Genomic DNA, 24,606 nt, shown 5'->3' on the forward strand with positions numbered 1-24,606 from the left:
GCCCGGGGGGAGCGATCGCGCTCCCTTCGGGCCTCTTCATTGTGGCGCGAGACGATGACCATAGACAAGGTTCCGATGACGGTGCGCGGCTACGCGGCGCTGGAGCAGGAGTTGAAGCACCGCCAGCAGGTGGAGCGCCAGCGCATCATCCAGGCGATCTCCGAGGCACGAGCCCTCGGCGACCTGTCGGAGAACGCCGAGTACCATGCCGCCAAGGAAGCGCAGTCCCACAACGAGGGCCGCGTCATGGAACTCGAGAGCATGATCGCGCGCGCCGAGGTGATCGACGTCACCAAGCTCTCCGGGACCAAGATCAAGTTCGGCGCCACGGTGAAGCTCGTCGACGAGGACACCGAGGAAGAAAAGACCTACCAGCTCGTCGGCGAGCCAGAGGCCGACGTGCGCTCGGGCCTCGTGTCCATCACCTCACCCATTGCCCGCGCCCTCATCGGCAAAGGTGTGGGCGACACCGTCGAAGTGACGACGCCCGGCGGCGGCAAGTCCTACGAGGTCGTCGCCGTCCAGTACGGCGCCTGAGCGTCGTCGTGCGCCGCCTGTTGCGCTGGGCCGGGACGGGAGGCCTTCTCGGCCTCCTCTCCCTCGCCGCCCCGGCTTCGGCCCAGGGTCTGCCGAGCCTCGGGGGCGAGCGGCTGTCCGGCATCCGCGTCGATGTCGGACCCCTCCTCGCCCAGGGGGACGGACCCCGCGCCCGGGCGCTTCAGGACGATCTCACCCAGGCCCTGCGTGCCGAGTTCGCCGATGTTTCCGGTGGGCGCGGCCCGACCCTGGTGGTGCGCCTGCGCAGCCTGTCGATGAATCCCTATGTCGGCAACCAGGGCCGGAGCGGCTTCGGCGGCAGCATGGATTCCGACTATCTCGACGGGGAGGCTCTCCTCGTCGGTCGCCGTGGCGAGGTGCTGGCCCGGCATCCCCAGCTGTCCGTCGTCCCGGCGAGTTCCGGCGGGGCCTGGTACGATCCCGAATCGGAGCGTCGGCGGGTGACCGCCATCGCGGCGCATTACGCCGGCTGGCTTCGGCGGGCCCTGCCGTCGCAGTGATCGTCGGGCGAACCGACCGGCGGGATTGACGTGGCGGCGCCGATGGCGAAAGCGTCCCGGATGCATGCACCGTCCGGCCGTCCGGCAACGACCCCCTCCCCTCCGCGCGAGATCGCCCAGGCTAGGACCTGGATCGTCACCGACGGCAAGGCCGGCGACGAGAACCAGTGCCTCGGCCTCGCCGAGACCCTCGGCCTCGCCTTCGAGACCCGGCGCATCACGCCGCGCCCGCCCTTCGGCTGGATGGCGCCGTGGGGGCCGGTGGACCCGGGCGATCGGCCGGGCCGGGCGCGCGGCGCCCTGTCGGGGCCGCTGCCCGACATCCTCGTCGCCTCGGGTCGGCGGTCGGTACCGTACCTGCGGGCCGTCCGCGAAGCCTCGGGGGGACGAACCTTCACGGCGTTCCTCAAGGACCCGCGCACGGGACCGCAGACCGCCAACTTCGTTTGGGTGCCGGATTACGACGACCTGCGGGGGGAGAACGTCTTCACCACCCTCACCGCGCCGCATCAGGTGTCCGCCAAGCGCCTCGCCGCCGCGCGCGCCCGGCCCGATCCGCGCCTCGCCGGCTTGCCCTGGCCGCGCATCGCCGTGCTCATCGGCGGCGACAGCCGGCATCTCACCTACCGCAACGCCGACATGCGCCGCCTCGTGCGCGATCTGACCAAGCTCTCGGAGGGCGGCTGCTCGCTGATGTTGACGGTCTCGCGCCGCACCCCGCCGGACCTGCGCGACGCCCTCGAGGCCCTGGTCGCGGCCAAGGGCGGGTTCTTCTGGGACGGGACGGGCGAGAACCCCTACGTCGCCATGCTGGCGCTCGCCGAGTCCATCGTGGTCACGTCGGATTCGGCGAACATGGTCGGCGAGGCCGTGAGCACGGGCGCCCCGGTCCTCCTGTTCGACCTGCCGAAGACCTATATCCGTCACAGGCGGCTGTTCGCGGGCCTCGCCATGGCGGGCGCGTTGAAGCCCTTCATCGGTCGTTTGGAGACCTTGCGCTACGAACCCCTCGACGCGACGCCGGCCATCGCGCAGGCGATGGCGCGGGCCTACGATGCGCATGTCGCGCGCCTGGCCTCCGCCGACCCATCCTGAAGGAGACGAATCCGATGGCGCACACCCATTCCAAGCTCGTCATCATCGGCTCGGGGCCGGCCGGCTACACCGCCGCCATCTACGCCGCACGCGCCATGGTCGAGCCCCTGATGATCTCCGGCTTCCAGCCCGGCGGCCAGCTCATGATCACCACGGATGTGGAGAACTATCCGGGCTTCGCGCAAGCGATCCAGGGGCCGTGGCTCATGGAGCAGATGCGCGCCCAGGCCGAGCATGTCGGCACCAGAATCGTGTCCGAGTACATCACCAAGGTCGATCTCAAGGTCCGGCCGTTCCGGCTGGAAGCCGATTCCGGCGAAACCTACTCGTGCGACGCCCTCGTCATCGCCACGGGCGCCCAGGCGAAGTGGCTCGGCCTGCCCTCCGAAGCGGCGTTCCAGGGCTTCGGCGTCTCGGCCTGCGCCACCTGCGACGGCTTCTTCTTCCGGGGCAAGGAGGTCGTGGTGGTCGGCGGCGGCAACACCGCCGTGGAGGAGGCGCTCTATCTCGCCAACCTCGCCTCCAAGGTGACGGTGGTCCACCGCAGGGGCGAGTTCCGGGCCGAGCGCATCCTGCAGGAGCGCCTGTTCAAGCATCCCAACGTCGAGGTGCTGTGGCACCACGCCGTCGAGGAAGTCTGCGGCACGCAGAAGCCCCCGTCGGTGACGCACCTGCGCCTCAAGGACGTGCGCTCGGGCGAGATCGTCGAACGCAAGACCGACGGCGTGTTCATCGCCATCGGGCACCAGCCCGCGACGGCGATCTTCGAGGGTCAGCTCGCCATGCGCGACGGCGGCTACATCGAGACCAAGCCGGGGACGACCCACACGGCGATTCCCGGCGTCTATGCCGCCGGCGACGTCACCGACGACATCTACCGCCAGGCGATCACGGCGGCCGGCATGGGCTGCATGGCGGCCCTCGACGCCGAAAAGTTCATCGCCGCCCTCGAAGTCGGCGAGACCCCACAGCAAGCTGCGGCCGAATAGCGATTTTTGTCCGCCGCGGCTTGCGCCCGGCCGCAACACAATCGCAAGATCGAAGTCCTAACCTGAGCGCTGACGGCATGGGCCGTCGGCGCTTCTCGCATGGACGACCCACACTGTGATCCGTGGGCATCCGTGCGGCGCGTGTCAGGGTCCGGGCCGGCAACGGCGAACGGGACGGCACCGGGGTGCGTACGGGAGTGGACGCCGTGGACTGGGACAAGATCCGCATCTTCCTCAACGTCGCCGAGGCCGGCAGCTTCACGCGCGCCGGCGACGACATCGGCCTGAGCCAATCGGCCGTCAGCCGCCAGATCAGCGCCCTCGAGCGCGAGTTGAAGGCACCTCTGTTCCACCGCCATGCCAGGGGGCTGATCCTCACCGAGCAGGGCGACCTGCTGTTCCGCGCCGCGCGGGACATGAAGCTGCGCCTGGAGAACACCCGCGCGCGCCTCGTCGAAACCAGCGAGCGCCCGTCCGGCGACCTCAAGGTGACCACCACCGTGGGGCTCGGCACCTCGTGGCTCGCCCAGCGCGTGGCCGAGTTCCTCGACCTCTACCCCGACGTCCGCGTCGAGATGATCCTCACCAACGAGGAACTCGACCTCGCCATGCGGGAGGCCGACGTCGCGATCCGCATGCGGCGGCCGGCCCAGCCCGACCTGATCCAGCGCCGGCTGTTCACGGTGCATTACCACGCCTACGCGGCGGCCGACTACGTCAAGCGCTTCGGCGAGCCCAAGAGCATCGCCGACCTCGACAACCACCGGCTGATCTCGTTCGGCGGCAACGAGCCGTCCTACCTGCTCGCCACCCACTGGCTCGCCACCGTCGGGCGCGAGGGCCAGGAGCGCCGGCCGATCCACTTCACGGTGAACAACATCACGGCCCTGCAGCAGGCCATGGAGACGGGCGCCGGCATCGGCATCCTGCCCGACTACGCCGTGGAGAGCGGGACCGGCCTCGTCCAGGTCATGCGCGACAGCGAGATGCCGCACATGGAGAGCTACCTCGTCTACGCGGAGGAGATGCGCACCGTCGCCCGCGTGCAGGCGTTCCGGGACTTCCTCGTGGCCAAGGCGCAGCGCTGGATCTACTGAGCGCCGCGCCTGGGCCCCGTCACACGAACAGGCGTTCCTTCTCCAGGCCCTTGTAGAGACCCGCGACCTGCTCGCCGTAGCCGTTGTAGATCAGGGTCGGCACGCGCTGGTCGGTGCCCAGCACCCGCTCCGTCGCCTGGCTCCAGCGCGGGTGCGAGACGGCCGGATTGACGTTGGCCCAGAAGCCGTATTCGGCCGATTGCAGGCCTTCCCAGAAGGTCTTGGGCCGCTCGGCGACGAACGAGATCTTGGTGATCGATTTCACCGACTTGAAGCCGTACTTCCACGGCACCGCGAGGCGGATCGGCGCGCCGAACTGGTTCGGCAGGGCCTTGCCGTAGATGCCCGTGACCACGAAGGCGAGGTCGTTGGCCGCCTCCGCCATGGTCAGCCCCTCGATGTACGGCCAGGGGTACAGGAACGAGCGCTGGCCCGGCGCCATGGCGGGGTCGAGGAAGGTCTGCATCTGGATGTACTTCGCACCCGAGGCGGGTTTGGCGAGCGCCACCAGCTTCGAGAGGGGAAACCCCGTCCACGGCACGGCCATGGACCACGCCTCGACGCAGCGGTGGCGGTAGAGCCGCTCCTCCAGGGTCACCTTGCGCAGGAGGTCCTCGAAGCCGATCTCGAACGGCTTCTCGACGAGGCCGTCGATCTTGATGGTCCAGGGCTTGGTCTTGAGGGCGTTGGCCGCCGGCAGCACGCTCTTCGACATGCCGAATTCGTAGAAGTTGTTGTAGTCGCCGCTGTACTTCTCCGCCGTGACGGCGCGGTCGAGGGCGTAGGCCTCGTTGCGGGGCGCCGGGTACAGGCCGGGCTCGGCGGCGGCGTGTGCACCGCGGGCGCCCAGGAGCGCCGATGCGGCCAGACCGGCCCCGGCGCCGAGCAGGGCGCGGCGGTCGAGGAAGACGCTCTCGGGGGTCGCGAGGTGCTCCGGGATTTCCCAGCCGCGCGGACGCTTGATGTGCATGTGAGGCTCCTTCGCAGATGCCGGCCGGAACGCTTCACTTCGACGCCCGGCGTCGATTCTCGGCATCCGCCCGATGCCCACCATACGGACCGGCGGCCCGTTTGGTTACACGCGGCGCGATCTCACGAAGCGGGCGGATCGTCGCGCAGGGCCCGGCGCAGGACCTTGCCGACATTGGTCTTCGGCAGGGCCTCGTGGAACACCACCCGGCGCGGCACCTTGTAGCCCGTGAGCTGGGTCCGGGCGAAGGCCCGCAGGAGATCGGGCGTGGTCTCGTCGGTTCGCCGGACGACGTGGGCCACCACCATCTCGCCGGTCTCGTCATGGCGCGCGCCCACCACGGCGCATTCGAGGACGCCGGGATGGCCGGCCAGCACCTCCTCGATCTCGTTGGGGTAGACGTTGAACCCCGAGACCAGGATCATGTCCTTCATCCGGTCGACGATGCGGACCTGCCCGTCGGGCTCGAACACCGCGACGTCGCCCGTGCGGAAGTATCCGTCCGGCGTGGTGGCCCGCGCGGTCTCGTCGGGGCGCTTCCAGTAGCCGGCCATGACCTGGGGCCCGCGCACGCACAATTCGCCGGGCTCGCCGGGGCCGGCGCTCCGCCCGTCCACGGTGCGGATGGCGACGTCCGTCGACGGAAGCGGGAAGCCGATGGTGCCGGACCATTCGACGAGGCTCGGCGGGTTCACGCAGACCACGGGCGAAGTCTCGGACAGGCCGTAGCCCTCGACGATGGTGGTGCCGGTGATGGTCTTCCACTTGGCCGCCACGGGGGCCTGCACCGCCATGCCGCCGGCGATGACGAAATCGATGTGGCCGAAATTCACCGCCCCGATGCCCGGATGATTCACCAGCAGGTTGAACAGGGTGTTGACCCCGGAGAGGTGGGTGAAGCGGTTGCCCTTGAGGGTCTTCACGAAGCCGTCGGCGTCGCGCGGGTTCGGGATCAGCAGACAGGACCCGCCGAGCTTCACGAACAGGAAGAAACAGCAGGTCAGGGCGAAGATGTGGTAGAGCGGCAGGGCCGTGATCATCACCCGCTCGTGGCCGTCGTCGCCGTCGATGCAGAACCAGGTCTGGCACTGGGCGACGTTGGCGACGATGTTGCGGTGGGTCAGCATCGCCGCCTTGGCGACCCCCGTGGTGCCGCCGGTGTATTGCAGGAAGGCGAGGTCGTCGGGAGCGAGGGCGACGACCGGGCGCGGCAGGGTCCGGCCGAGGCGCTGGACCTGCTCGAACCGGACCGTCCGCTCGGGCGGCAGGGCATAGGCCGGCACCGCTTTCTTCAGGGTGCGGCTGGCCCAGCCGATGGCCCGCCCCTTGAGGCCGAGGCCGTCGCCCGGCCCGGCGACGACGATGCGCTCCAGGCTTACCTCGGCAAGGGACGTCTCCACCGTGTGGGCGAAATTCTCGAGGACGAAGAGGGCGCGCGCGCCGGAATCGGCGAGCTGCGCGGTAAGTTCGCGCGGCGTGTACAGCGGGTTGACGTTGACGACGGTGCAGCCGGCGAGCAACACCCCAAGGATCGCCACCGGGTAGGCCGGCACGTTGGGCATCATGATCGCGATGCGGTCGCCCTTGCCGTAGCCCTGCGCCGCGAGCCACGCCGCCACCGCCCGCGCGGATTCGCCGAGCGCGCCGTAGGTGATGCGGGAGCCGAAGCACTGCACCGCCGGCCGGTCGGGATGGCGCCGCAGGGTGTCCTCGAACAGGTCGACGAGGGTGCCGAGGGCCGCCACGTCGATCTCCGCCGGCATTCCCTGCGGGTAGGCGGACAGCCACGGACGCTCGGCGCCACGACGAGGGGCCACCCGATCCTGGGGCATTGCGAACCTCCCTGTGATGTGGCGCAGCGGCTTGGTGCCGCTTTCGTTCACATCTGAACCATCTTTTCGGATTTGCCGGCCCGGATCAAGCCACCGCGCCGGATGGTGGCCGATGGCGCGCCCGGTTGTCGAGCCAGGCGAGCGCCGAATGGGGCAGGAAGGCGAGGAGGACGAGGGCGGCGGCGAGGGCCGCCTCCCCGCCCGTGAGCGGGCGGCGCGGCCAGGCGCCGAGCCCGGCGGTGTGGGCGAGACCGAGTACCGCGAGGGCGAACCAGAGCGACAGGTATCGCACCAGCACGCGCCCGCCCGCCGCCAGGAGCCATCGGCCCCAGCCTCCACCCCTTCGGACAGTGCCGGCCATGAGCAGGCCGCCGAAACCGAGGGCGAGGCCGAACACGAACGCGGCCGAGGCCGCGCCGAGGCCGTAGGCCACCGTCATGGTCTGCCCGTTGAGGAAGGCGACGCCGCCCGTGGCGAAGCCCGACCGCAGGGTCGGGCCGCCGAAGGTCGGATACAGGCCGGCGACGAGCAGCATCGCGACCGCGACCGCGCCGCCGGCGAGGCGCCGGACGGGTCGGCCCGGCCCCGGCCGGATCATCGTCACGAGGAGGGCGGCGAGCCCGTACAGGATGGCGGCGGCGAACAGCGGGTACCGGTCGAGGAAGAAGCCGTAGAATCGCGCCTCGACCACCCCCGGCAGGACCATGCGCTGGCTGAACCCCGTCGCCCAGGCCAGGCCCACGCCGAGGATCGCGGCCGCCGCCGGGGCCAGCGCCCAGGCGGCGGCGGATACGCGGCTCACGCCTCGTAGTTGTCGCGCACGAGGCGATCGAGGAGGCGCACGCCCCAGCCCGCACCCCAGCTCCGGTTGATCTCCGACGACGAGGACGACATGGCGACGCCCGCGATGTCGAGATGCGCCCACGGCACGTCGTTGGTGTAGCGCTTGATGAAGGACGCGGCAGTGGCCGCACCCCCGTGGCGACCACCGGTGTTCTTCATGTCGGCGAACTTAGAGTCGATGGCCTTGTCGTAGGCCGGGATCAGCGGCATCCGCCATACGGCCTCGCCGGTCGCCTCGCCGGCGGCGGTGAGCTTGGCGGCGAGGTCGTCGTCGGTGGAGAACAGGCCGGCGATGTCCTGGCCGAGCGCCACGATGATCGCGCCCGTGAGGGTGGCGAGGTCGATGATGAACTTCGGCTTGTAGGCGCCCTGGACGTGCCAGACCACGTCGGCGAGCACGAGGCGTCCCTCCGCGTCGGTGTTGATGATCTCGATGGTCTGGCCCGACATGGAGGTGACGATGTCGCCGGGGCGGAAGGCGTCGCCGTCGGGCATGTTCTCCACGATGCCGATGGCACCGACCACGTTCACCTTCGCCTTGCGGGACGCCAGGGCGTGCAGGGTGCCGACGACGCAGGCCGCACCCCCCATGTCGCCCTTCATATCCTCCATGCCGGCCGCCCCCTTGATGGAGATGCCGCCGGAATCGAAGCACACGCCCTTGCCGACGAGGGCGATGGGGGCCTCGTCCGCCGCTCCGCCGTTCCAGCGCATGATCACCACGCGGGGCTCGCGCACCGAGCCGCGGGCCACGGCGAGGAGCGCGCCCATGCCGAGGGCTTCGAGCTTGCCGGGGCCGAGCACCTCGACCTCGACGCCGAGCTTCGTCAGGTCCTCGGCGCGGCGGGCGAACTCCGCCGGGAAGAGGACGTTCGGCGGCTCGTTGACGAGTTCACGCGCCAGGATCACGCCCTCGGCCACCGCATCGGTGGTCCTGACGGCGGCCTCGGCGGCGGCCGGATCGGTCACCATGAGGGTGAGCGTCGTGCCGCGGGTCTCCTCGCCCTCGGGCTTCTTCTTGGTCTTGTAGCGGTCGAAGCTGTAGTGACGCAGGCGGGCGCCCAGCGCGATGTCGGCGGCGTTCTCGGGCGTCACCGTCACGCCCGGGAGCACCAGCGCCAGGGTGGCGGTGCGGCCCGTGACCTTGCTGGCGGCAAAGCCGCCGAGCGCCGGCCAGTCGAGCTTGGCCCGGTCCTTCTCGGAGCCGAGGCCGACCACCACCAGGCGGTCCACGTCGAGGCCGGCGGGGGCCGGCAGGGTGAGGGCCGAGAGGGACTTGCCCTTGAAGCGCTCGCTCGCGGCGGCGCGGACGACCAGGTCGGCGGCACCGCGCCCGACGGCCTGGGCTACCTCGGGTGCGAGGGCGAGATCGTCGCCGACGAAGACGACGAGGTCGCCCCGGCCCACCGGTCCGAGGGCCCCGAATGCGATCGTGATACCGTCCGCCATGCCTGCAGCTTTCCATGGGCGCGCCAAGGTCGCGCGTCGAGTGTGTGCGGCGCGGCACGCGAAGGACGGGCGGCGCCGGATCGGTTTCCTGTGTACCCGACGAGCGTCAGAACGCAACGCGATGGCGCGGCGGCGGAAAACGCCGTCAAACCGCCCGGTTTGGTGCGCTTCAGGGGTGGCTCGACGCGACCTGCGGGCCTGCGCTACATCGGCGGGTCGCCGCATCGGTGACCCGGCCAAACGTCCCCCGGGAGATCCGTCCGCGAGAACCGATGACGCAGATCGAGCGCTACATCTTCCGAATCGCGTTCGGAGCCTTCCTCGCCTGCCTCGTCGGCCTCACGGGTACGATCTGGGTGACGCAGGCCCTGCGGGAACTCGACCTCATCACCGCCAAGGGCCAGACCCTGGTGATCTTCTTCCTCATCACCGGCCTGTCCCTGCCGACCCTGGTCACCGTGATCTCGCCGGTGGCCCTGTTCATCGCCGTGGTCTACGCCTTGAACAAGCTCAACGGCGATTCCGAGCTCATCGTCATGTCGGCGGCGGGGATGAAGCCACGCCGCATCCTGCGCCCGTTCCTTACCCTCGGCCTCGCCGTCAGCTTCGCCGTGGCGTTCCTGACGATCCAGGTGATGCCGTCCTCGTTCCAGGAACTGCGCGACGTGCTCACCCGGGTGCGGGGCGACTTCATCGCCAACGTGGTCAAGGAAGGCCAGTTCACCAGCCTCGACAGCGGCATCACCTTCCATTTCCGCGAGCGTGGACCGGGCGGATCGCTGCTCGGCATCTTCATCCAGGACAAGCGCGAGGCGGGAAAAAGCGTGGTCTACCTCGCCGAGCGCGGCCAGGCGGTGGATTACGGCGGCCAGAGCTACCTCGCCCTGGAGAAGGGCAGCGTGCACCGGCAGCAGAAGGATTCGCGCGACTCCTCGATCATCACCTTCGAGCGCTACACCGTGGATCTGGCCGCCTTCACGCCTCCGGATTCGGAGGTGACCTACAAGCCGCGCGAGCGCTCGACGACGCAGCTGTTCTTTCCCGATCGGGCGGAGGGCTACTACCAGCTCCAGAAGGGCCGCTTCCGCTCCGAGCTGCACGACCGCCTGTCGTCGTGGCTCTACCCGCTGGCGCTCACCTTCATCGCCTTCGCGGCGCTCGGCGATCCCCGCACCACCCGCCAGGGCCGGGGGCTCGCCGTCGCCGGAGCGGTGCTGGCGGTGGTGGTGCTGCGCATCGCAGGGTTCGCCGCCACCAGTGCCGCCACCCGCAGCCAGGGCGCCGTCGTGGCGATCTACGCCGTGCCGCTGCTGGCCATCGCGCTGTCCAGCGTCGTGATCTTCCACGGGCCCGCGGTCCGGGCCTGGAACGCGCGCCTCGCCGGGCTGCTGCGCCGCCGACGCCTCGGACGGGCCTGAGCCGTGAGCGCACTCATCGGCCTCACCCTCGGGCGCTACTTCGCGCTGCGGTTCCTGCGCACCATCCTGGGCGTGTTCCTCACGGTCTTCACCCTGGTCTACACCCTCGATTTCGTCGAGCTCCTGCGCCGCGCCGGCGACGCCGAGGGCGCGTCCACGGGGTTGATGGCCCAGCTCGCCCTGTTCCGCACCCCGGCGGTGGCCGAGGGCGTGCTGCCCTTCGCGATCCTGTTCGGATCGATGGCCTCGCTGCTGCAGCTCTCGCGCAAGTTGGAACTCGTGGTGGCGCGGGCCGCCGGGATCTCGGCGTGGCAGTTCCTCCAGCCCGGCCTGTTCGTGGCGCTCGCCATCGGGGCCTTCACGGTGGGCGTCTACAATCCGGTCTCGGCCCTGCTGAAGCAGCGCTCCACCGAGATCGAGGCGAAGATCTTCGCGCGCTCCACCAAGGCGGGTTCGGGCAAGGACATCTGGATCCGCCAGCGCAGCGTCGACGGGCAGGCGATCCTGCGGGCCGAGACGGCCATCGAGGGCACCACGACGCTGGCGGGCGTCTCGGCCTACACCTTCGACGAGGCCGGGGCGTTCGTGTCGGAGATCGATGCCGCGCGGGCGATCCTCCACGACGGGTACTGGGAGCTGCAGGAGGCCCGCCTCCTCACCCCGGACGCGCCGCCGGAGGGCTTTTCCACATATCTCATCGCCTCCACCCTCGACCCCGGACAGGTGCGCCAGCGCTTCACACCCCCGGAATCTGTGCCTTTCTGGCAACTTCCCGAGACCATCGCACGCAACGAGCGGGCGGGGTTGGATGCCACGCGCTACCGTCTCCAGTATGACGTGCTCATGGCGCGCCCCGTTCTCTTCGTCGCCATGGTGCTCGTGGCGGCCAGCGTTTCCTTAAGGTTCTTCCGCTTTGGTGGCGTGGGAAAGCTCGTGCTCGGCGGCGTGGCGGCCGGGTTCGCGCTCTACGTCGCCCGGCAGCTCCTCGAGGGACTGGGTGCGTCCGGGATCGTGACGCCGGCGGTGGCGGCGTGGTTCCCGGCTGTGGTAGGAAGTCTTCTCGGTACGCTCACGCTTCTCTACCAGGAGGACGGCTGATGCTGATCTCCGGATCGGGAAACGGGGTGGGGTCGTGGCAGGAGTTGGGACTCGCGTTGCGTAAGGTCGCCGACATCGCACTCGCCGCCGGTCTGCTGGCGCTGCTCCCGGCCGTGGTCTCCACCGCGGCCGATGCCCGTCCGGCTGCGCAAACGGACGCCAAGACGACGGACGCCAAGACGACGGACGCCAAGACGACGGACGCCAAGGCGAAGCCGGCTTCGGGCAAGCCCGCCTCGAACAAGCCGGCCGAGCGCCTTCTCGTGGAGGCGGCCGAGCTCGTCTACGACAACGACAAGAACACCGTCGCGGCGCGCGGCAACGCCGAGCTGCATTACGGTCCGCGCACCCTGCAGGCCGACCGCGTCCTCTACGACCGCAACACCAGCCGGGTCTTCGCCGAGGGCAACGTCCGCCTCACCGACGAGACCGGGGCGGTGCTGACCGGCGCGAAGATGGAGCTGACGGACGACTTCAAGAACGGCTTCATCGACGCGCTGCGCATCCAGCAGACCATCGAGGTGAAGGGCCAGCCCGTCCGCACCCGGTTCTCGGCGCCCCGCGCCGAGCGGATCGAGGGCGACCGGACGAGCTTCGAGTACGGCACCTACACGGCCTGCGAGCCGTGCAAGAACAACCCGGAGACGCCGCCGCTGTGGCAGATCCGCGCCACCAAGATCATCCACAACAACGAGACCCATACCATCGCGTTCGAGGAATCGACCCTCGAGATCGCCGGCATCCCGCTCGCCTACCTGCCGTATTTCGAGACGGCCGATCCGAGCGTGAAGCGCAAATCCGGCTTCCTCACGCCGCGTTTCATTTCGTCCACGGCGCTCGGCAGCGGCCTCGCCGTGCCGTACTTCTTCAATCTCGCGCCGGATTACGACCTGACCCTGTCGCCGGCTTTCCTCAGCAACCAGGGTGTGCTGGGCCAGGCCGAGTTCCGCCAGCGCCTCGAGACGGGTTCATACAACCTGCGTCTCTCGGGCATCTTCCAGACGACGCCGAGCGCGTTCCTGCCCGGGCCGCTGGGCGCCGGGGACCGCGATTTCCGCGGCGCCGTCGAGTCGAAGGGCCAGTTCTACATCAACGACCGCTGGCGCACGGGCTGGGACCTCGTCGGCGTCACCGACAAGTGGTTCCTGGACAACTACCGCATCCGCAACCAGAGCATCACGACGGACTATTTCCGCGAGGCGGTCTCGACGGCCTACCTCATCGGACAGGGCGACCGCTCGTGGTTCGAGGCGCGGGGCTACTACTTCAAGGGCCTGTCGAGCTTCGACTGGCAGAAGGAACAGCCCATCGTTGCGCCGGTCATCGACTACGACAAGCGCATCAACGGGCCGGCCCCGCTCGGCGGCGAGGTCCGATTCGAATCCAACATCACCAGCCTGACCCGCGAGGCCACGGACTTCCAGGGCATTCCCCGCACGGGCGCGTACCTGCTGAGCCCGAGCGCCAACGGCCAGAGCTTCCCGCTCTACGAGACCTGCCTGACCTTCACCCGCAGCACCTGCCTGATCCGCGGCCTGGCCGGCACGACGACCCGCGCCTCGGCGCAGGTGTCCTGGCGCCGGACCTTCATCGACGACGCCGGTCAGGTGTTCACGCCGTTCGCCTACCTGCGCACCGACGCGTTCTTCGTCGACCCGCGTAATTCCGGCTACCAGAACGCCCTGGCGCAGAACCTGACGACCCAGGATTCCGACATTTCCGGCCGGGTGATGCCGGCCATCGGCCTCGATTACCGCTACCCGTTCGTCTCGAATTTCGGGCCGCTGGGCGTCCACACCCTGGAGCCCATCGTCCAGGTCATCGCCCGTCCGAGCGAGACCCGCATCGGCCGCCTGCCCAACGAGGACGCGCAGAGCCTCGTCTTCGACGACACCTCCCTGTTCCAGTGGGACAAGTTCTCAGGGTACGACCGGGTCGAGGGCGGCCTGCGGACCAACATCGGCGGGCAATATTCCGTTGTCACGCCCGCCGGCTGGTACGCGAACGTGATGTTCGGCGAGTCGATCCAGATCGCCGGCGTCAACTCGTTCCGCCGCGGCGACATCGCCAATGTGGGCCTCGATTCGGGCCTGGAGAACCGCCGGTCCGACTTCGTCGGCCGGTTCCAGCTCTCGCCGAACCAGAACATCAGCTTCATTTCGCGGGCGCGGTTCGACCAGCGGGATTTTGCCGTCAACCGGTTCGAGACGGGCGTGACGGCCCGCTTCGCCCCGTTCCTGCCCCTCGACCTGTCGGTGTTCTATTCCTACTACGAGGCCCAGCCGGCCCTCGGCTTCGTACATCGGCGCGAGGGCGTGACCGCGTCCGCCACCTACCATGTGACGCCGAACTGGTTCGTCACCGGCTCGGCCCTGGTGGACCTCAGCCACTACCTCGACGTGCGCGACAACTTCGCCGACGCCTACACCGCCTATCTGCAGAACCCCGTCGGCCCGTCGCCGATCTACGTGAATCCCGGCAAGTCCTACCTCTCGGGCATCAGCCTCGGGGCCGGCTATCAGGACGAGTGCACCACGGTGTCCCTGAACTACATCGTTTCGCCCATCGCCACGGCGCTGGGCACGGCGGAGCGCAACCGCACGGTGCTGCTGCGCGTCGAACTCAAGACCCTCGGCGAGGCGGACCTGCGCCAGAACCTCGGCACCGCCACCACGTCCGACGGGATCGCCACCATCCGGTGAGCCCGGCCGCCTTGCCTTGTCGGCCCCGACCTGCGACGCGGTCGGTATGACAGCGCAAGGACGGACCGCCGCGTGACCGATCACCAACCGATCGCCCTCACCCTCGGCGATCCGGCCGGGATCGGGCCGGAACTCGCCCTGATGGCTTGGCGGGACCGCGACGAAAGCCCCGGTCTGCCGCCGTTCTTCCTCATCGGCGACCCGGATTTCGTCGAGCGGCGCGCGAGCGAACTCGGGTTCTCGATCCCCATCGCGGAGGTCGGCCCGGATTACGCCACCGAGGTGTTTCCCCGCGCGCTCCCGGTGATGCCCCTGCCGAGCGGCGCCCGCATCGGCGCCGTGGCGGGCCGTCCGGACTCGGCCAACGCCGGCGCGACCCTCGAATCCATCACCGCGGGCGTCGCCCTGGTGCGCGCCGGGATCGCCACGGCGCTCGTGACCAACCCCATCGCCAAGTACGTCCTGACCCAGGTCGGCTTCGCCCATCCGGGGCATACCGAGTTCCTCGCGGCGCTGAGCGTCGAGCCCGGCGAGGCGGTGCCGCTTCCGGTGATGATGCTGTGGAGCGAGACCCTCGCGGTGGTGCCGGTGACCATCCACGTGGCCCTGCGCCGGGTCCCCGAACTGCTCACGCGGGAGCTCGTCGTCGCCACCGCCCGCATCGTCGCCCACGACCTGCGCCATCGCTTCGGCCTCGCGAACCCCCGCCTCGTCCTGTCGGGCCTCAACCCGCACGCGGGCGAGAACGGCACCATGGGCCTGGAAGATCGCGACGTGCTGGAGCCGGCGGTGGCGCAACTCCAGGGCGAGGGCATCGACATCCGCGGTCCGCTCCCGGCCGACACCCTGTTCCACCCGCGGGCGCGAGCGACCTACGACGTGGCCCTGACCCCGACCCACGACCAGGCCCTGATCCCGATCAAGACCATCGCGTTCGACGACGGGGTCAACGTGACCCTGGGATTGCCGTTCATCCGGACCTCGCCGGACCACGGCACCGCCTTCGACATCGCCGGAAGGGGCATCGCCCGTCCGGACAGCCTGATGGCGGCCCTGCGCCTCGCCGCCCGCCTCGCGAAAAGCCCCAAGTCATGAGCGATATCGACCACCGCGCCGACGACGGCTTGCCGCCCCTGCGCGACGTCGTGCGCGCGCACGGCCTGGAGCCGAAGAAGGCGCTCGGCCAGAACTTCCTGTTCGATCTCAATCTCACGGGTCGCATCGCCCGGTCGGCCGGCCCCCTCGAGGGCGTCACCGTGGTGGAGATCGGCCCCGGCCCCGGCGGCCTCACCCGCGCGCTCCTGAGTGCCGGCGCCGCCCGGGTGATCGCCGTCGAGCGCGATCCGCGCGCCCTGCCGGCGCTGGCCGAGATCGCCGCGCATTACCCGGGCCGCCTCGACGTGGTGGATGCCGACGCCCTCACCTTCGATCCCGTGCCCCTCATTGGAGCGGGTCTGGGCACCGGGCCCGTGCGGATCGTCGCCAACCTTCCCTACAATATCGGAACGCCCCTGCTGACGGGCTGGCTCACCGCGCCGGTGTGGCCGCCGTGGTGGGACAGCCTCACCCTGATGTTCCAGCGCGAGGTCGCCGAGCGCATCGTGGCGGACGAATCCGACCGCGCGAATTACGGTCGCCTGGGCGTCCTGTGCGGCTGGCGCACGGAAGCCCACATCCTGTTCGACGTCGCCCCGTCCGCCTTCGTGCCACCGCCCAAGGTGACGTCGAGCGTGGTGCGGCTGACGCCCAGGTCCTCCCCCCTGCCCTGCGCCGTCGAGACCCTGGAGCGCGTCACCCGCGCGGCCTTCGGCCAGCGCCGGAAGATGCTGCGCCAGAGCCTCAAGGCCGCGACCCCCGATCCCGCACTCCTGCTGGCGGCCGCGGGCATTCCCGAGACCGCGCGGGCCGAGGAGGTGCCGGTGGCCGGGTTCGTCGCCATGGCGCAGGCCCTGGCGTCGGGCACCTAGTCCCGCGGGCGTGTAGTCCCGCCGGCGCACGCCGTTCAGGCGCGCGCCCTGACGAACGTCTCCGCGAACATCGCGCGCAAACGGGCCTGTTCCAGCTCCCGGCCGGTGATCGTGGGGGATGGCCGCGCGAACAGGTAGCCCTGCATCTGGTCGCAGCCGAGGCCCCGCAGAATTTCGAGCTGATCGGCCGTCTCCACCCCCTCGACGGTGACGTGGAGGCCGAGGTTGTGCCCGAGATTCACGATGGCGCCGATGATCGTCAGGGTGTCGGCGTCCTGCCCGAGCCGGCGCACGAAGGACTGGTCGATCTTGATCTTGTCGAACTTGAACTGTTGCAGGTAGCTCAGGCTCGAATAGCCCGATCCGAAATCGTCGAGGGCCAGGCGGACGCCCTGCTGGCGCAGGCGCGAGAGCACGTCCACCGCGTTCGTGGCGTCCTGAATGAAGACGCTCTCGGTGATCTCGACGACGAGGCGGCTCGCGTCGAGGGCATTCCGGGCGAGGGCCGCGGCGACGATGGCCGGCACGTCCGATTGCCGGAACTGGCTCGGAGAGACGTTGACGGCGACGCGCCACGCTTTCGGCCAGGTCGCCGCCGTGGCGCAGGCCGTGTCGATCACCCACCGCCCGATCGACGCGATGAGGTCGGCCTGCTCGGCCAGGGGAATGAATTCGGCCGGTGAGACGAGGCCGCGCTCCGGGTGCTGCCAGCGGATCAGGGCTTCGAAGGTCTCGATCTCGCCGGTGCGGGCGTTCACGATGGGCTGGTAGAACAGCTGCAACTCGTCGCGGGCGATTGCGCCGCTCAGTTCGTGCTCGAGGGTGCGCCGGGCGTGGAGCTGCGCATCCATGGACGCTTCGAAGAAGCGCAGGCCACCGCGTCCCTCGTCCTTCACCCGATACAGTGCCGTATCGGCGGCGCGCAGCAGGCTCTCCACCGTGGTGCCGTCGTCCGGGTAGAGCGCGATGCCTACCGAGACACCGATCTCGACGGTGTGGCTATCGATCCGGAACGGCCGGGCGAGTTCGGCGAGGAGCTGGGTCGCCACCTCCGAGACATGCGCCGGCGTCGCCGCCTGGGGTAGGACGACGATGAACTCGTCACCGCCGATCCGCGCGAGGGTGTCGGTCGGGCGCAGCTCGCCGAGGAGACGCCGGGACACCTGAACCAGCAGCTCGTCGCCCGCCGCATGTCCGTACAGGTCGTTGATCGGCTTGAAACGATCGAGGTCGAGATAGAGCACCGCCAGACCGCTCCCGACCTGTGCAGCGGTCGCGATCGCGTGATCGATGCGCTGCTCCATCAGGTAGCGGTTGGGCAGATCCGTCAGGGCATCGTGCAGGGCGAGGTGACGGATGCGGGCTTCGTCACGCCTGAGCGCCGTGAGATCGCGCAGGGCGACCGCGGTCGCCGGTCGACCGCCGAACTCGATGATGCGGCACGACAGTTCCACGGGAACGAGGACGCCCGCCCCCGTACGCGCCTCGAACTCCTCGGGATGCAGGTCCTCCAACCGCCGGGTCGCGCGCCGGATCAGGGCTGGGGCGTCGGACCGGGAGAAGAGATCGAGGACCGGCTTGCCGATGATGTCCTCGACCGGCATGCCGAACAGGCGCGTTCCGGCGCTGTTGACCTCAAGTACCTTTCCGTCACGATGAATGAGCAGGACCTCGTAGGCCAGGTTGCTGAGCAACCGCATCCGGCTGATCTCGTCGAGGTTGCGACGCGACAGGTGCTGCTGCAGCAGCAGGGCCGTCAGGCCGGCGACGAGGACGAGCAGGCTGATGGACCCGACCGCGAAGCCGAGCTGCGTCGACCCGAGAAGAAGGTCGGCCCCCTCCAGGGGCTCCAGGGGGATGATCGACACGGCGGCCATACCGGTGAAGTGTAGGCCACAGATCGCGAGGGTGAGCCAGATCGCCACCTCGACGCGCCGCGCGAGGCTGAGAAGCGCCCGGGCTCGGGTCAGGGCAACGATCCCGAACCCCACGCTGAGCGCCACCGAGGTGATGACGTAGGAAGGATCGAGCACGACGAGGCTGGAGGCCCGCATCGCACTGACGCCGAGGTAATGCATGCCGGCGACGCTCAGACCCAGGATCGTTCCGGGGAGCACTGCGGCCATGGGGGTGCCGAGCAGGCGGTGCCGCACGAGGAGCGCGAGCAAGGTTCCGAGGACGCACACCAGGATCGACGCGCCCGTAAGGCCGAGTTCGTAGGCGATCTCGGTCGCGGGTGTGAACGCCAGCATGGCGACGAAGTGCAGCGACCACACGCTACAGCCGAAGACGGCCGCCGAGGCGAGCATCCAGCGCGAGAAGGCGCGCTGACCCGACAGTTCCACCTGAGCCATCGTCGTCGTCGCAGCAAAACAACCGAGGATACAAATGACGGCGGACAATCCGACGAGGCGATAGTCATGCTCGTGGAATATGCAACCTTGAGTTGTCAGCATTGCGATGACCAAGCGAGTTCCAGCTGCGTCCTTTCTTGATCTGCGATAATTATTTCCAAGTCGAAACGGCGTTCCCTCACAAACCCGTGGCTTAATAGGATGGTTAACGAATTTATATGTTTGCTTTTAGCCTATAGGGCTTGGTACAAATTACAAATGTCTTGTTTTTATTTGTCGGTTTTAGCGTCGCGACGCAAATATCGAGGCCCGCCAAAATTTGGGCATTAAGGAATCAGCAATTCGCGAGTATTGACCTGGATATTAAATCCACAATGAGATCCTGCAAGTCTTGTGCGTCCGTCAAAGCGTGATGCGACGACGATGGACCAACGTACCCATTCGGTGTCCGGGACCCATCGATCCAAACAAAAAGGGCCGCCTGGTTTCCCGGGCGGCCCTCGCTTTTCATTCGGATGGTGAAGGCTTCAGTGACCCTGCTGGATCGCCGAGAGTACCCAGCGACCGCCGCGCTCGCGCACGAAGGTCCAGAGCTCCACGGCCTCGGGTGCGCCAGTCTCGACGACGCGGTTGGTGCGACGGTCCAGGGTGACGTCCTTGATGGCGTAGCGCATGGCCACGGTGGCGTACTCGGCGTTGCCCTCGCCCCACGATTCCGACAGGTCGCCCTGAAGGAGCTTCACGTCGGAGATGCGGTTGACGACACCCTTCGCTTCGTTGGCGCGGAGCTCCTCGACGAAGTAGCCGGCCATCTCGGGGGTCGCGAGGTTGCGCAGGGCGGGCACGTCCTCACGGCCGTAGGCGTCCTGAACCCCGTTCAGGGCGATCTCGAAGCTCTCGAAGTCACCCGGTCCGATCTGGACCGGACGCGCCTGCACCGGCTGCACGGGCGCAGGACCGCGACCCATTCCGCCGAGGGCGCCACCCACGGGGCCGCGGCCGGCATTGCCGCCGAGGCCACCGCCCATGCCGGTCCCACCCATGCCGGTCCCGTTCGCACCGTTTCCGCTCAGGTCCGAGCGAGCGTGACCGGCCGCGGCCGGACTCGCCTGGCGACGGCGGAACCAACGCACGGCGAAGGAGACGATGAGAACGAGGAGGCCGACCTGGAGCAGGAGGCCGATGAACGACGCGATGCCGCCGAGCCCGCCCGAGAAGCCGCTGCCGAGGAGCGCGCCGAGGAGGCCGGCGCCGAGAAGGCCCGCCATGAAGCCGCCACCGAAGCGCGGGCGCTGGGCCGCAGCCGGGTTCATGCCGGGATTGCCCATGGCTGGACCGGGCTGGGTCTGCGTGCGCTGGATCGGCGCTGCGGTCGAGGGGGCCGTGGTGGTGGCCGAGGGGGCATCGTGAGTGCGCGAGCCGCGCGAACCCATGCCGCCGCTGCTGCCGCCCGGACGTGCCTCCGCCAAGGGCGCCGCCAGTGCCAGCGCGGCGGCGAGCGTGAGGATGGTGGCCGCGCGCTTGCGGCGCGTGGGGGTGGTGAGCATGGATTCGCCCCTGATGCGGTTCGTTTGAGAGTCTGGCGGAAGCGCCAGTCACTATATGGTGACGGGCGAGGCGCGGTTTTAGTCCATCTCGCCCCGCGCTTTTTTTCCGTCCTCAAGCCACGGCCGGGAAGACGAGGCGGACCACGGTGCCTTCGCCGGGCTTGCTCTCGAGGTTCACCGTGCCGTTCTGGCGCTTGACCAGACCATGGACGATGGCGAGGCCGGTGCCGCGCCCGGCCTCACGGCTGGTGATGAACGGAGCGAGCGCGCGCGCCGCCATCTCGGGCGACATGCCGTGGCCGGTATCCGTCACCGTGATGCCGACGGCACCGTCCCCGGGGCGCTGCAGGGCGCGATCCCCCACCGGTACCGCGAAGGTCGCGATGGTGATGCGGCCCGCTCCCGGCATCGCCTCGCACGCGTTGGCCACGATGTGGTTGAGGGCGAGTTCCACCTGGCGCGGGTTGCTCAGGCCGCAGGCGAGGCCCGGCGTGGTGCGGACGTCGAGGCTGATCCGCACCGGCAGACTCGGACCCATGCGTGCGCCGAACTCGGTGATCAGGGCGTTGAGGTCCACGGGCCGGACGTCCGGGGCGATCCGACGCGAGAACGCGAGGAGCTGGCGTGTCAGGATCGTCGCCCGCTCCGCCGCATCCGTGGAGCGCAGGATGGCGCGCTGGATGAAGGGCTCGTCGCGGTCGCTCAGACGCCGTTTCAGGCCGTCGATGTAGCCGATGAGGATCTGGAGGAAATTGTTGAACTCGTGCGCCACGCTGTTGGTGAGGAGGCCGAGCGCCTCGCGCTGGCGCGACAGGCTGAGGGCCCCTTCGGCATCGCGACGGCGGGAGACGTCGACGATCTGGACGAGCCGCCGATCGGTGCCGGGCACCGGCGCCACCAGGATCTGCGCCCAAAACGCGGCTCCGGCGCGGGTGTAGGCCAGGAGCTCGACGCCCTCGGGCGGCGTATCGGTGAGCGCCGTCGCGAGGGCGATCCGCGCCGCCCGGTCCGTATCCGGTCCGAGGAGGAAATGGGTGCTGCGGCCGGTCACCGCCTCGGCGCCGTAGCCGGTGAGCGTCAGGAACGCCGGGTTGGCGAAGACGATCCGTTCGCCGTCCGGGCCGGCCTCGACGAGCAGTGCCGGCACCCGCGACGCCGCGAGGTAGGCCTGCGGGGCCGCATCCGGCCGGTCGTTCGGCGCCTGATCGTCCGGTGGGGGCGATGCCATGGCCTGTCCGCGCGTGCGAGGCGTCTCGGCGCCTCTTCACGAAACGCCCTCGGCCCATCTGGGTTCGACACGAGAACCGCGGGTGACCGGGCGTTCCGCGAGGCACGTTCCGCCTTCGGGATCTCAGGCATAAACCGATCCGGCGGAGCGGCAAAGCTTCGTCCAGGCCGCTACTGCCGCACCCACATCACCCGGCCGATCCAGGCGATCTCGGCCACGTTGACGACCCGGTCAGCATGGTCCGGATTGAGCGACACGAGTTCGATGGTGCGGGCGGTGCGGCGCTTGAGTTCCTTGGCCAGGACTTCACCTGCGCTCAGGCGCACCACGACGCGGTCGCCCTTGCGTACGCTGGCGGAGGGCGAGACGATGAGCACGTCGCCGTCGCGGTAAAGCGGCGCCATGGAATCGCCCTGCACTTCCAGGGCGAAGGCCCGGTCGTCGGCGAGATCGGGAAACTCGATCTCCTCCCAGCCGGGACCGCCGGTGGGCATGCCCTCGTCGGTGAAGAGCCGTCCGGACCCCGCCTGGGTCATGCCCACGAGGGGGATCATCGATCGGGTCGGTCCGGTCCGGACTTCGATGAGGCGCAGGAACTCGTCGAGGCTGGCGCCCGTGGCGGTCAGGACCTTGGCGATGGATTCGGTGGAGGGCCAGCGCTTGCGCCCATCCGGGCCGATGCGCTTCGAGCGGTTGAAGCTCGTCGCGTCGAGGCCGGCACGGCGTGCGAGGCCGGAGGCCGAGAAGCCGTGGCGCTCGGCCAATCGATCGATGGCGGTCCAGATCTGCTCGTGCGACAGCATGAGAGGCTCGCGACGGAAAGTGTGTAAGACGCTCAGCCTACGTGTAGGAAAGTAGAACTAAAATACCCAGAAAGCAACGGCATGGTCCCCGGCGGGTTTCGCCCCGCCCGCGAGCCGCCGAAGGATCGGGGCGGCCGAGCGGATTCGGTTGCGGCGGACCGGCCTGCGCTCTATCGCCGGACGCGAGCGACCCTCGCGCGAAGGAGACCCGATGCCCCTCGTCTACAAGATCTGCCCGCGCGATCTCTGGGCGACGGCGGAGGCGCAAGGACGTTTCACCGGCGCGCCCGTGGACGTCGCCGACGGCTTCATCCACTTCTCCACCGCGCCCCAGGCGGCCGAGACGGCGGCCCGGCATTTCTCCGGCGTGCACGACCTCCTACTCGTCGCCGTCGACACCGAGGCCCTGGGGGCGGCACTCCGCTTCGAGCCCTCGCGCGGCGGCGACCTGTTCCCGCACCTCTACGGCGACCTCCCACTCGGGGCCGTGCGGGCGGTCCACGACCTGCCGGTCGGACCCGACGGCAACCACGTCTTCCCGGAACGTTTCGGAGACGCCGCATGATCGGCGCGCTGTTTCCCCTCGCCAAACCCCTGCTGCACAGCCTCGATGCCGAGGCGGCCCACAACCTCACGATCCGGGGCCTGTCCCTGCTGCCGCCGCGCCGCCCGCCGCCCGACGATCTACGCCTCGCCGTGGAGATCCTCGGCCGCAGTTTCCCCAACCCCGTCGGCCTCGCCGCCGGCTACGACAAGGGCGCCCAGGTGCCCGACGCGCTCCTCGGCCTCGGCTTCGGTTTCGTCGAGGTCGGCGGCGTGGTGCCGAAGGCGCAGGCGGGCAATCCCACCCCGCGCGTGTTTCGCCTGAAGGCCGACGGTGCCGTGATCAATCGGTTCGGCCTCAACAGCGAAGGCCTCGACACGGTGCGTCGCCGGCTCGCGGCCCGGCGGGACAAGCCCGGCCGGATCGGCGTCAACATCGGGGCCAACAAGGAGGCGACGGACCGCCTCGCCGATTATGTCGCCTGCACCCGCGCCCTCGCGCCCCTCGTCGATTTCGTCACCGTCAACGTGTCGTCCCCCAACACCCCGGGCCTGCGCGACCTTCAGGGCGAGGCCTTCCTCGACGACCTGCTGGCGCGGGTTGTGGAAGCCCGCGACGCGGTCCATCCCGGTACGGCGATCCTGCTCAAGATCGCCCCCGACATCACCCTCGCGGCCCTCGACGCCATGACGGCCACCGCCCTGAAGCGTGGCGTGCAGGCCCTCGTCGTCTCCAACACCACCATCGCGCGACCCGCGACCCTCGCCGAGACGGCGCTCGCCCGCGAGACCGGCGGCCTTTCCGGCCGACCCCTGTTCAAGCCCGCGACGCGGCTGCTCGCGCAGACCTACCTGCGCGTCGGCGGCCGGATCCCCCTCGTGGGTGTCGGCGGCATCGATTCGGCCGAGGCGGCCTGGACCAAGATCCTGGCGGGTGCGAGCCTGCTCCAACTCTACTCCGCCCTGGTCTATCAGGGGCCGGCCCTGATCGGGTCGATCAAGGCCGGCCTCGTCGCCCGGATGGCGGCCGAGGGCGCGGGCAGCTTGGCCGGGTTCGTCGGACGGGACGCCGAAGCTCTCGCGGCTCTGCCGGGTTAGGGACGCGACCGCCGCCGGCCGGTTCCGGCCAGGACCACGCAGGCGGCGAACAGGCCGATCAGCCCCCATTTCACCGGCAGGAGGTCGGCGCCCTCGCTCGCCACGGGCTGGCGCGCGAACCGGCCCGGGGCGGTCTCGACGCCGGGCTTGCCCGCCCCTCGCGCGTCCGCGATCTGCGCCGGCGAGATCGCCCATTCGGCGTCCATCTGGCGATCGTGCGCCATCATCGCGACGGCGACGGCGATGCCCACGACGACGGCCGCGCTGACCCGTACGGGGGTTCGCATCCTGGTGATCTCCTCGCCCGTTCCAGGCCCGCAGGCCCCCTCGCCGACGCATACCCCACCTGCGTGCGGCAGCGCAGTGCCTTAACCCGGGCGAAACCCAGCCGGGTAAAACCTTTCCCGGTGCAAGCGCATGACTGGCCTGCGTTTTTGACCGATTGAGGCGCCGCTGTGCGGTGCGGTAGTCCCTCACGCAAGCAGGTCGCTACGACCTCAGAAGCTTTCCCATCA

General features: G+C 69.5%; 21 protein-coding genes. 12 read left to right on the forward strand and 9 right to left on the reverse strand.

Annotation, left to right across the window (positions count from 1 at the left end):
* The first annotated feature begins 60 nt into the window (after positions 1-60).
* The 5 genes from greA (at position 61) to ASF27_RS19990 (ending at position 4,239) form a co-directional block, all read left to right on the forward strand.
* On the forward strand, positions 61-537 hold the full coding sequence (gene greA / locus ASF27_RS19970) for a transcription elongation factor GreA (RefSeq protein ID WP_187272944.1): 477 nt from the start codon (positions 61-63) through the stop codon (positions 535-537).
* An 8-nt stretch (positions 538-545) separates the two neighbouring features.
* Positions 546-1,058, forward strand: a complete 513-nt coding sequence (locus ASF27_RS19975; protein ID WP_244473847.1) for a hypothetical protein — start codon at positions 546-548, stop codon at positions 1,056-1,058.
* A 60-nt stretch (positions 1,059-1,118) separates the two neighbouring features.
* Positions 1,119-2,153: a mitochondrial fission ELM1 family protein gene (locus ASF27_RS19980; protein ID WP_056174525.1), complete on the forward strand. Its 1,035-nt coding sequence runs from the start codon at positions 1,119-1,121 to the stop codon at positions 2,151-2,153.
* 14 nt (positions 2,154-2,167) lie between these two features.
* Positions 2,168-3,142 (forward strand): thioredoxin-disulfide reductase, encoded by a 975-nt coding sequence (gene trxB / locus ASF27_RS19985; RefSeq protein ID WP_056174523.1) that lies wholly within the window; start codon positions 2,168-2,170, stop codon positions 3,140-3,142.
* Between the two features lie 206 nt (positions 3,143-3,348).
* Complete coding sequence (locus tag ASF27_RS19990; RefSeq protein ID WP_056175021.1) at positions 3,349-4,239, forward strand: LysR family transcriptional regulator; 891 nt, start codon at positions 3,349-3,351, stop codon at positions 4,237-4,239.
* Positions 4,240-4,258: 19 nt separating this feature from the next.
* On the opposite strand, the gene msrP is transcribed toward ASF27_RS19990, so the two are convergent.
* From msrP to ASF27_RS20010, 4 genes are all read right to left on the reverse strand, one after another.
* Positions 4,259-5,209: a protein-methionine-sulfoxide reductase catalytic subunit MsrP gene (msrP, locus tag ASF27_RS19995; protein ID WP_056174521.1), complete on the reverse strand. Its 951-nt coding sequence runs from the start codon at positions 5,207-5,209 to the stop codon at positions 4,259-4,261.
* Positions 5,210-5,331: 122 nt separating this feature from the next.
* Positions 5,332-7,041, reverse strand: coding sequence for an AMP-binding protein (locus tag ASF27_RS20000; protein WP_244481071.1), 1,710 nt, complete (start codon positions 7,039-7,041; stop codon positions 5,332-5,334).
* Positions 7,042-7,126: 85 nt separating this feature from the next.
* A complete protein-coding gene (locus ASF27_RS20005; RefSeq protein ID WP_056362875.1) occupies positions 7,127-7,843 on the reverse strand; it encodes a hypothetical protein in 717 nt (238 codons plus the stop codon).
* Complete coding sequence (locus ASF27_RS20010) at positions 7,840-9,333, reverse strand: leucyl aminopeptidase (protein ID WP_056362878.1); 1,494 nt, start codon at positions 9,331-9,333, stop codon at positions 7,840-7,842. The genes ASF27_RS20005 and ASF27_RS20010 overlap by 4 nt, the downstream gene beginning before the upstream one ends.
* Before the next feature lie 272 nt (positions 9,334-9,605).
* Between ASF27_RS20010 and lptF the strand changes: the two genes are divergently transcribed.
* The 5 genes from lptF to rsmA all read left to right on the forward strand — a co-directional run bounded on the left by lptF (position 9,606) and on the right by rsmA (position 16,518).
* Positions 9,606-10,751, forward strand: a complete 1,146-nt coding sequence (gene lptF / locus ASF27_RS20015; protein WP_056306728.1) for an LPS export ABC transporter permease LptF — start codon at positions 9,606-9,608, stop codon at positions 10,749-10,751.
* Between the two features lie 3 nt (positions 10,752-10,754).
* Positions 10,755-11,849, forward strand: coding sequence for an LPS export ABC transporter permease LptG (lptG, locus tag ASF27_RS20020; protein ID WP_056268429.1), 1,095 nt, complete (start codon positions 10,755-10,757; stop codon positions 11,847-11,849).
* Entirely contained in the window at positions 11,849-14,551 is a 2,703-nt protein-coding gene (locus ASF27_RS20025; RefSeq protein ID WP_056362880.1) for an LPS-assembly protein LptD, read from the forward strand. Before lptG ends, ASF27_RS20025 begins: the two co-directional genes overlap by 1 nt.
* Positions 14,552-14,623: 72 nt before the next feature.
* Entirely contained in the window at positions 14,624-15,646 is a 1,023-nt protein-coding gene (gene pdxA / locus ASF27_RS20030) for a 4-hydroxythreonine-4-phosphate dehydrogenase PdxA (protein ID WP_056362883.1), read from the forward strand.
* Positions 15,643-16,518, forward strand: a complete 876-nt coding sequence (rsmA, locus tag ASF27_RS20035) for a 16S rRNA (adenine(1518)-N(6)/adenine(1519)-N(6))-dimethyltransferase RsmA (protein WP_056362885.1) — start codon at positions 15,643-15,645, stop codon at positions 16,516-16,518. Before pdxA ends, rsmA begins: the two co-directional genes overlap by 4 nt.
* Positions 16,519-16,553: 35 nt before the next feature.
* Here the strand turns inward: rsmA and ASF27_RS20040 are convergent, their stop codons facing one another.
* From ASF27_RS20040 to ASF27_RS20055, 4 genes are all read right to left on the reverse strand, one after another.
* A complete protein-coding gene (locus tag ASF27_RS20040; protein WP_244481072.1) occupies positions 16,554-18,872 on the reverse strand; it encodes an EAL domain-containing protein in 2,319 nt (772 codons plus the stop codon).
* Between the two features lie 527 nt (positions 18,873-19,399).
* Entirely contained in the window at positions 19,400-20,419 is a 1,020-nt protein-coding gene (locus tag ASF27_RS20045; protein ID WP_056362889.1) for a TIM44-like domain-containing protein, read from the reverse strand.
* Between the two features lie 112 nt (positions 20,420-20,531).
* A complete protein-coding gene (locus tag ASF27_RS20050; protein WP_056362892.1) occupies positions 20,532-21,647 on the reverse strand; it encodes an ATP-binding protein in 1,116 nt (371 codons plus the stop codon).
* Positions 21,648-21,817: 170 nt separating this feature from the next.
* On the reverse strand, positions 21,818-22,450 hold the full coding sequence (locus ASF27_RS20055) for a helix-turn-helix transcriptional regulator (protein ID WP_056174501.1): 633 nt from the start codon (positions 22,448-22,450) through the stop codon (positions 21,818-21,820).
* 211 nt (positions 22,451-22,661) lie between these two features.
* Between ASF27_RS20055 and ASF27_RS20060 the strand changes: the two genes are divergently transcribed.
* Together ASF27_RS20060 and ASF27_RS20065 are read left to right on the forward strand one after the other, a co-directional pair.
* Entirely contained in the window at positions 22,662-23,015 is a 354-nt protein-coding gene (locus ASF27_RS20060) for a DUF952 domain-containing protein (RefSeq protein ID WP_056362895.1), read from the forward strand.
* Positions 23,012-24,091: a quinone-dependent dihydroorotate dehydrogenase gene (locus tag ASF27_RS20065; RefSeq protein ID WP_056362898.1), complete on the forward strand. Its 1,080-nt coding sequence runs from the start codon at positions 23,012-23,014 to the stop codon at positions 24,089-24,091. Before ASF27_RS20060 ends, ASF27_RS20065 begins: the two co-directional genes overlap by 4 nt.
* On the opposite strand, the gene ASF27_RS20070 is transcribed toward ASF27_RS20065, so the two are convergent.
* Positions 24,088-24,378: a hypothetical protein gene (locus ASF27_RS20070; RefSeq protein ID WP_056268452.1), complete on the reverse strand. Its 291-nt coding sequence runs from the start codon at positions 24,376-24,378 to the stop codon at positions 24,088-24,090. The two genes, ASF27_RS20065 and ASF27_RS20070, sit on opposite strands and share 4 nt — an antisense overlap.
* Positions 24,379-24,606 lie beyond the last annotated feature (228 nt).

It is taken from the genome of Methylobacterium sp. Leaf102 (genome assembly GCF_001422425.1).
Lineage (GTDB): Bacteria > Pseudomonadota > Alphaproteobacteria > Rhizobiales > Beijerinckiaceae > Methylobacterium.

Excerpts from the sequence above, each read along its gene's own strand:
- ASF27_RS19980 (WP_056174525.1), top strand. The coding sequence starts at position 1,119 with ATGCATGCACCGTCCGGCCGTCCGGCAACGACCCCCTCCCCTCCGCGC.
- ASF27_RS20070 (WP_056268452.1), bottom strand. The coding sequence starts at position 24,378 with ATGCGAACCCCCGTACGGGTCAGCGCGGCCGTCGTCGTGGGCATCGCC.
- rsmA (WP_056362885.1), top strand. The coding sequence starts at position 15,643 with ATGAGCGATATCGACCACCGCGCCGACGACGGCTTGCCGCCCCTGCGC.
- lptF (WP_056306728.1), top strand. The coding sequence starts at position 9,606 with ATGACGCAGATCGAGCGCTACATCTTCCGAATCGCGTTCGGAGCCTTC.
- ASF27_RS20010 (WP_056362878.1), bottom strand. The coding sequence starts at position 9,333 with ATGGCGGACGGTATCACGATCGCATTCGGGGCCCTCGGACCGGTGGGC.
- ASF27_RS20065 (WP_056362898.1), top strand. The coding sequence starts at position 23,012 with ATGATCGGCGCGCTGTTTCCCCTCGCCAAACCCCTGCTGCACAGCCTC.
- ASF27_RS20000 (WP_244481071.1), bottom strand. The coding sequence starts at position 7,041 with ATGCCCCAGGATCGGGTGGCCCCTCGTCGTGGCGCCGAGCGTCCGTGG.
- ASF27_RS20050 (WP_056362892.1), bottom strand. The coding sequence starts at position 21,647 with ATGGCATCGCCCCCACCGGACGATCAGGCGCCGAACGACCGGCCGGAT.
- ASF27_RS20045 (WP_056362889.1), bottom strand. The coding sequence starts at position 20,419 with ATGCTCACCACCCCCACGCGCCGCAAGCGCGCGGCCACCATCCTCACG.
- ASF27_RS20055 (WP_056174501.1), bottom strand. The coding sequence starts at position 22,450 with ATGCTGTCGCACGAGCAGATCTGGACCGCCATCGATCGATTGGCCGAG.
- ASF27_RS20060 (WP_056362895.1), top strand. The coding sequence starts at position 22,662 with ATGCCCCTCGTCTACAAGATCTGCCCGCGCGATCTCTGGGCGACGGCG.
- trxB (WP_056174523.1), top strand. The coding sequence starts at position 2,168 with ATGGCGCACACCCATTCCAAGCTCGTCATCATCGGCTCGGGGCCGGCC.
- ASF27_RS20040 (WP_244481072.1), bottom strand. The coding sequence starts at position 18,872 with ATGGCTCAGGTGGAACTGTCGGGTCAGCGCGCCTTCTCGCGCTGGATG.
- ASF27_RS20025 (WP_056362880.1), top strand. The coding sequence starts at position 11,849 with ATGCTGATCTCCGGATCGGGAAACGGGGTGGGGTCGTGGCAGGAGTTG.
- msrP (WP_056174521.1), bottom strand. The coding sequence starts at position 5,209 with ATGCACATCAAGCGTCCGCGCGGCTGGGAAATCCCGGAGCACCTCGCG.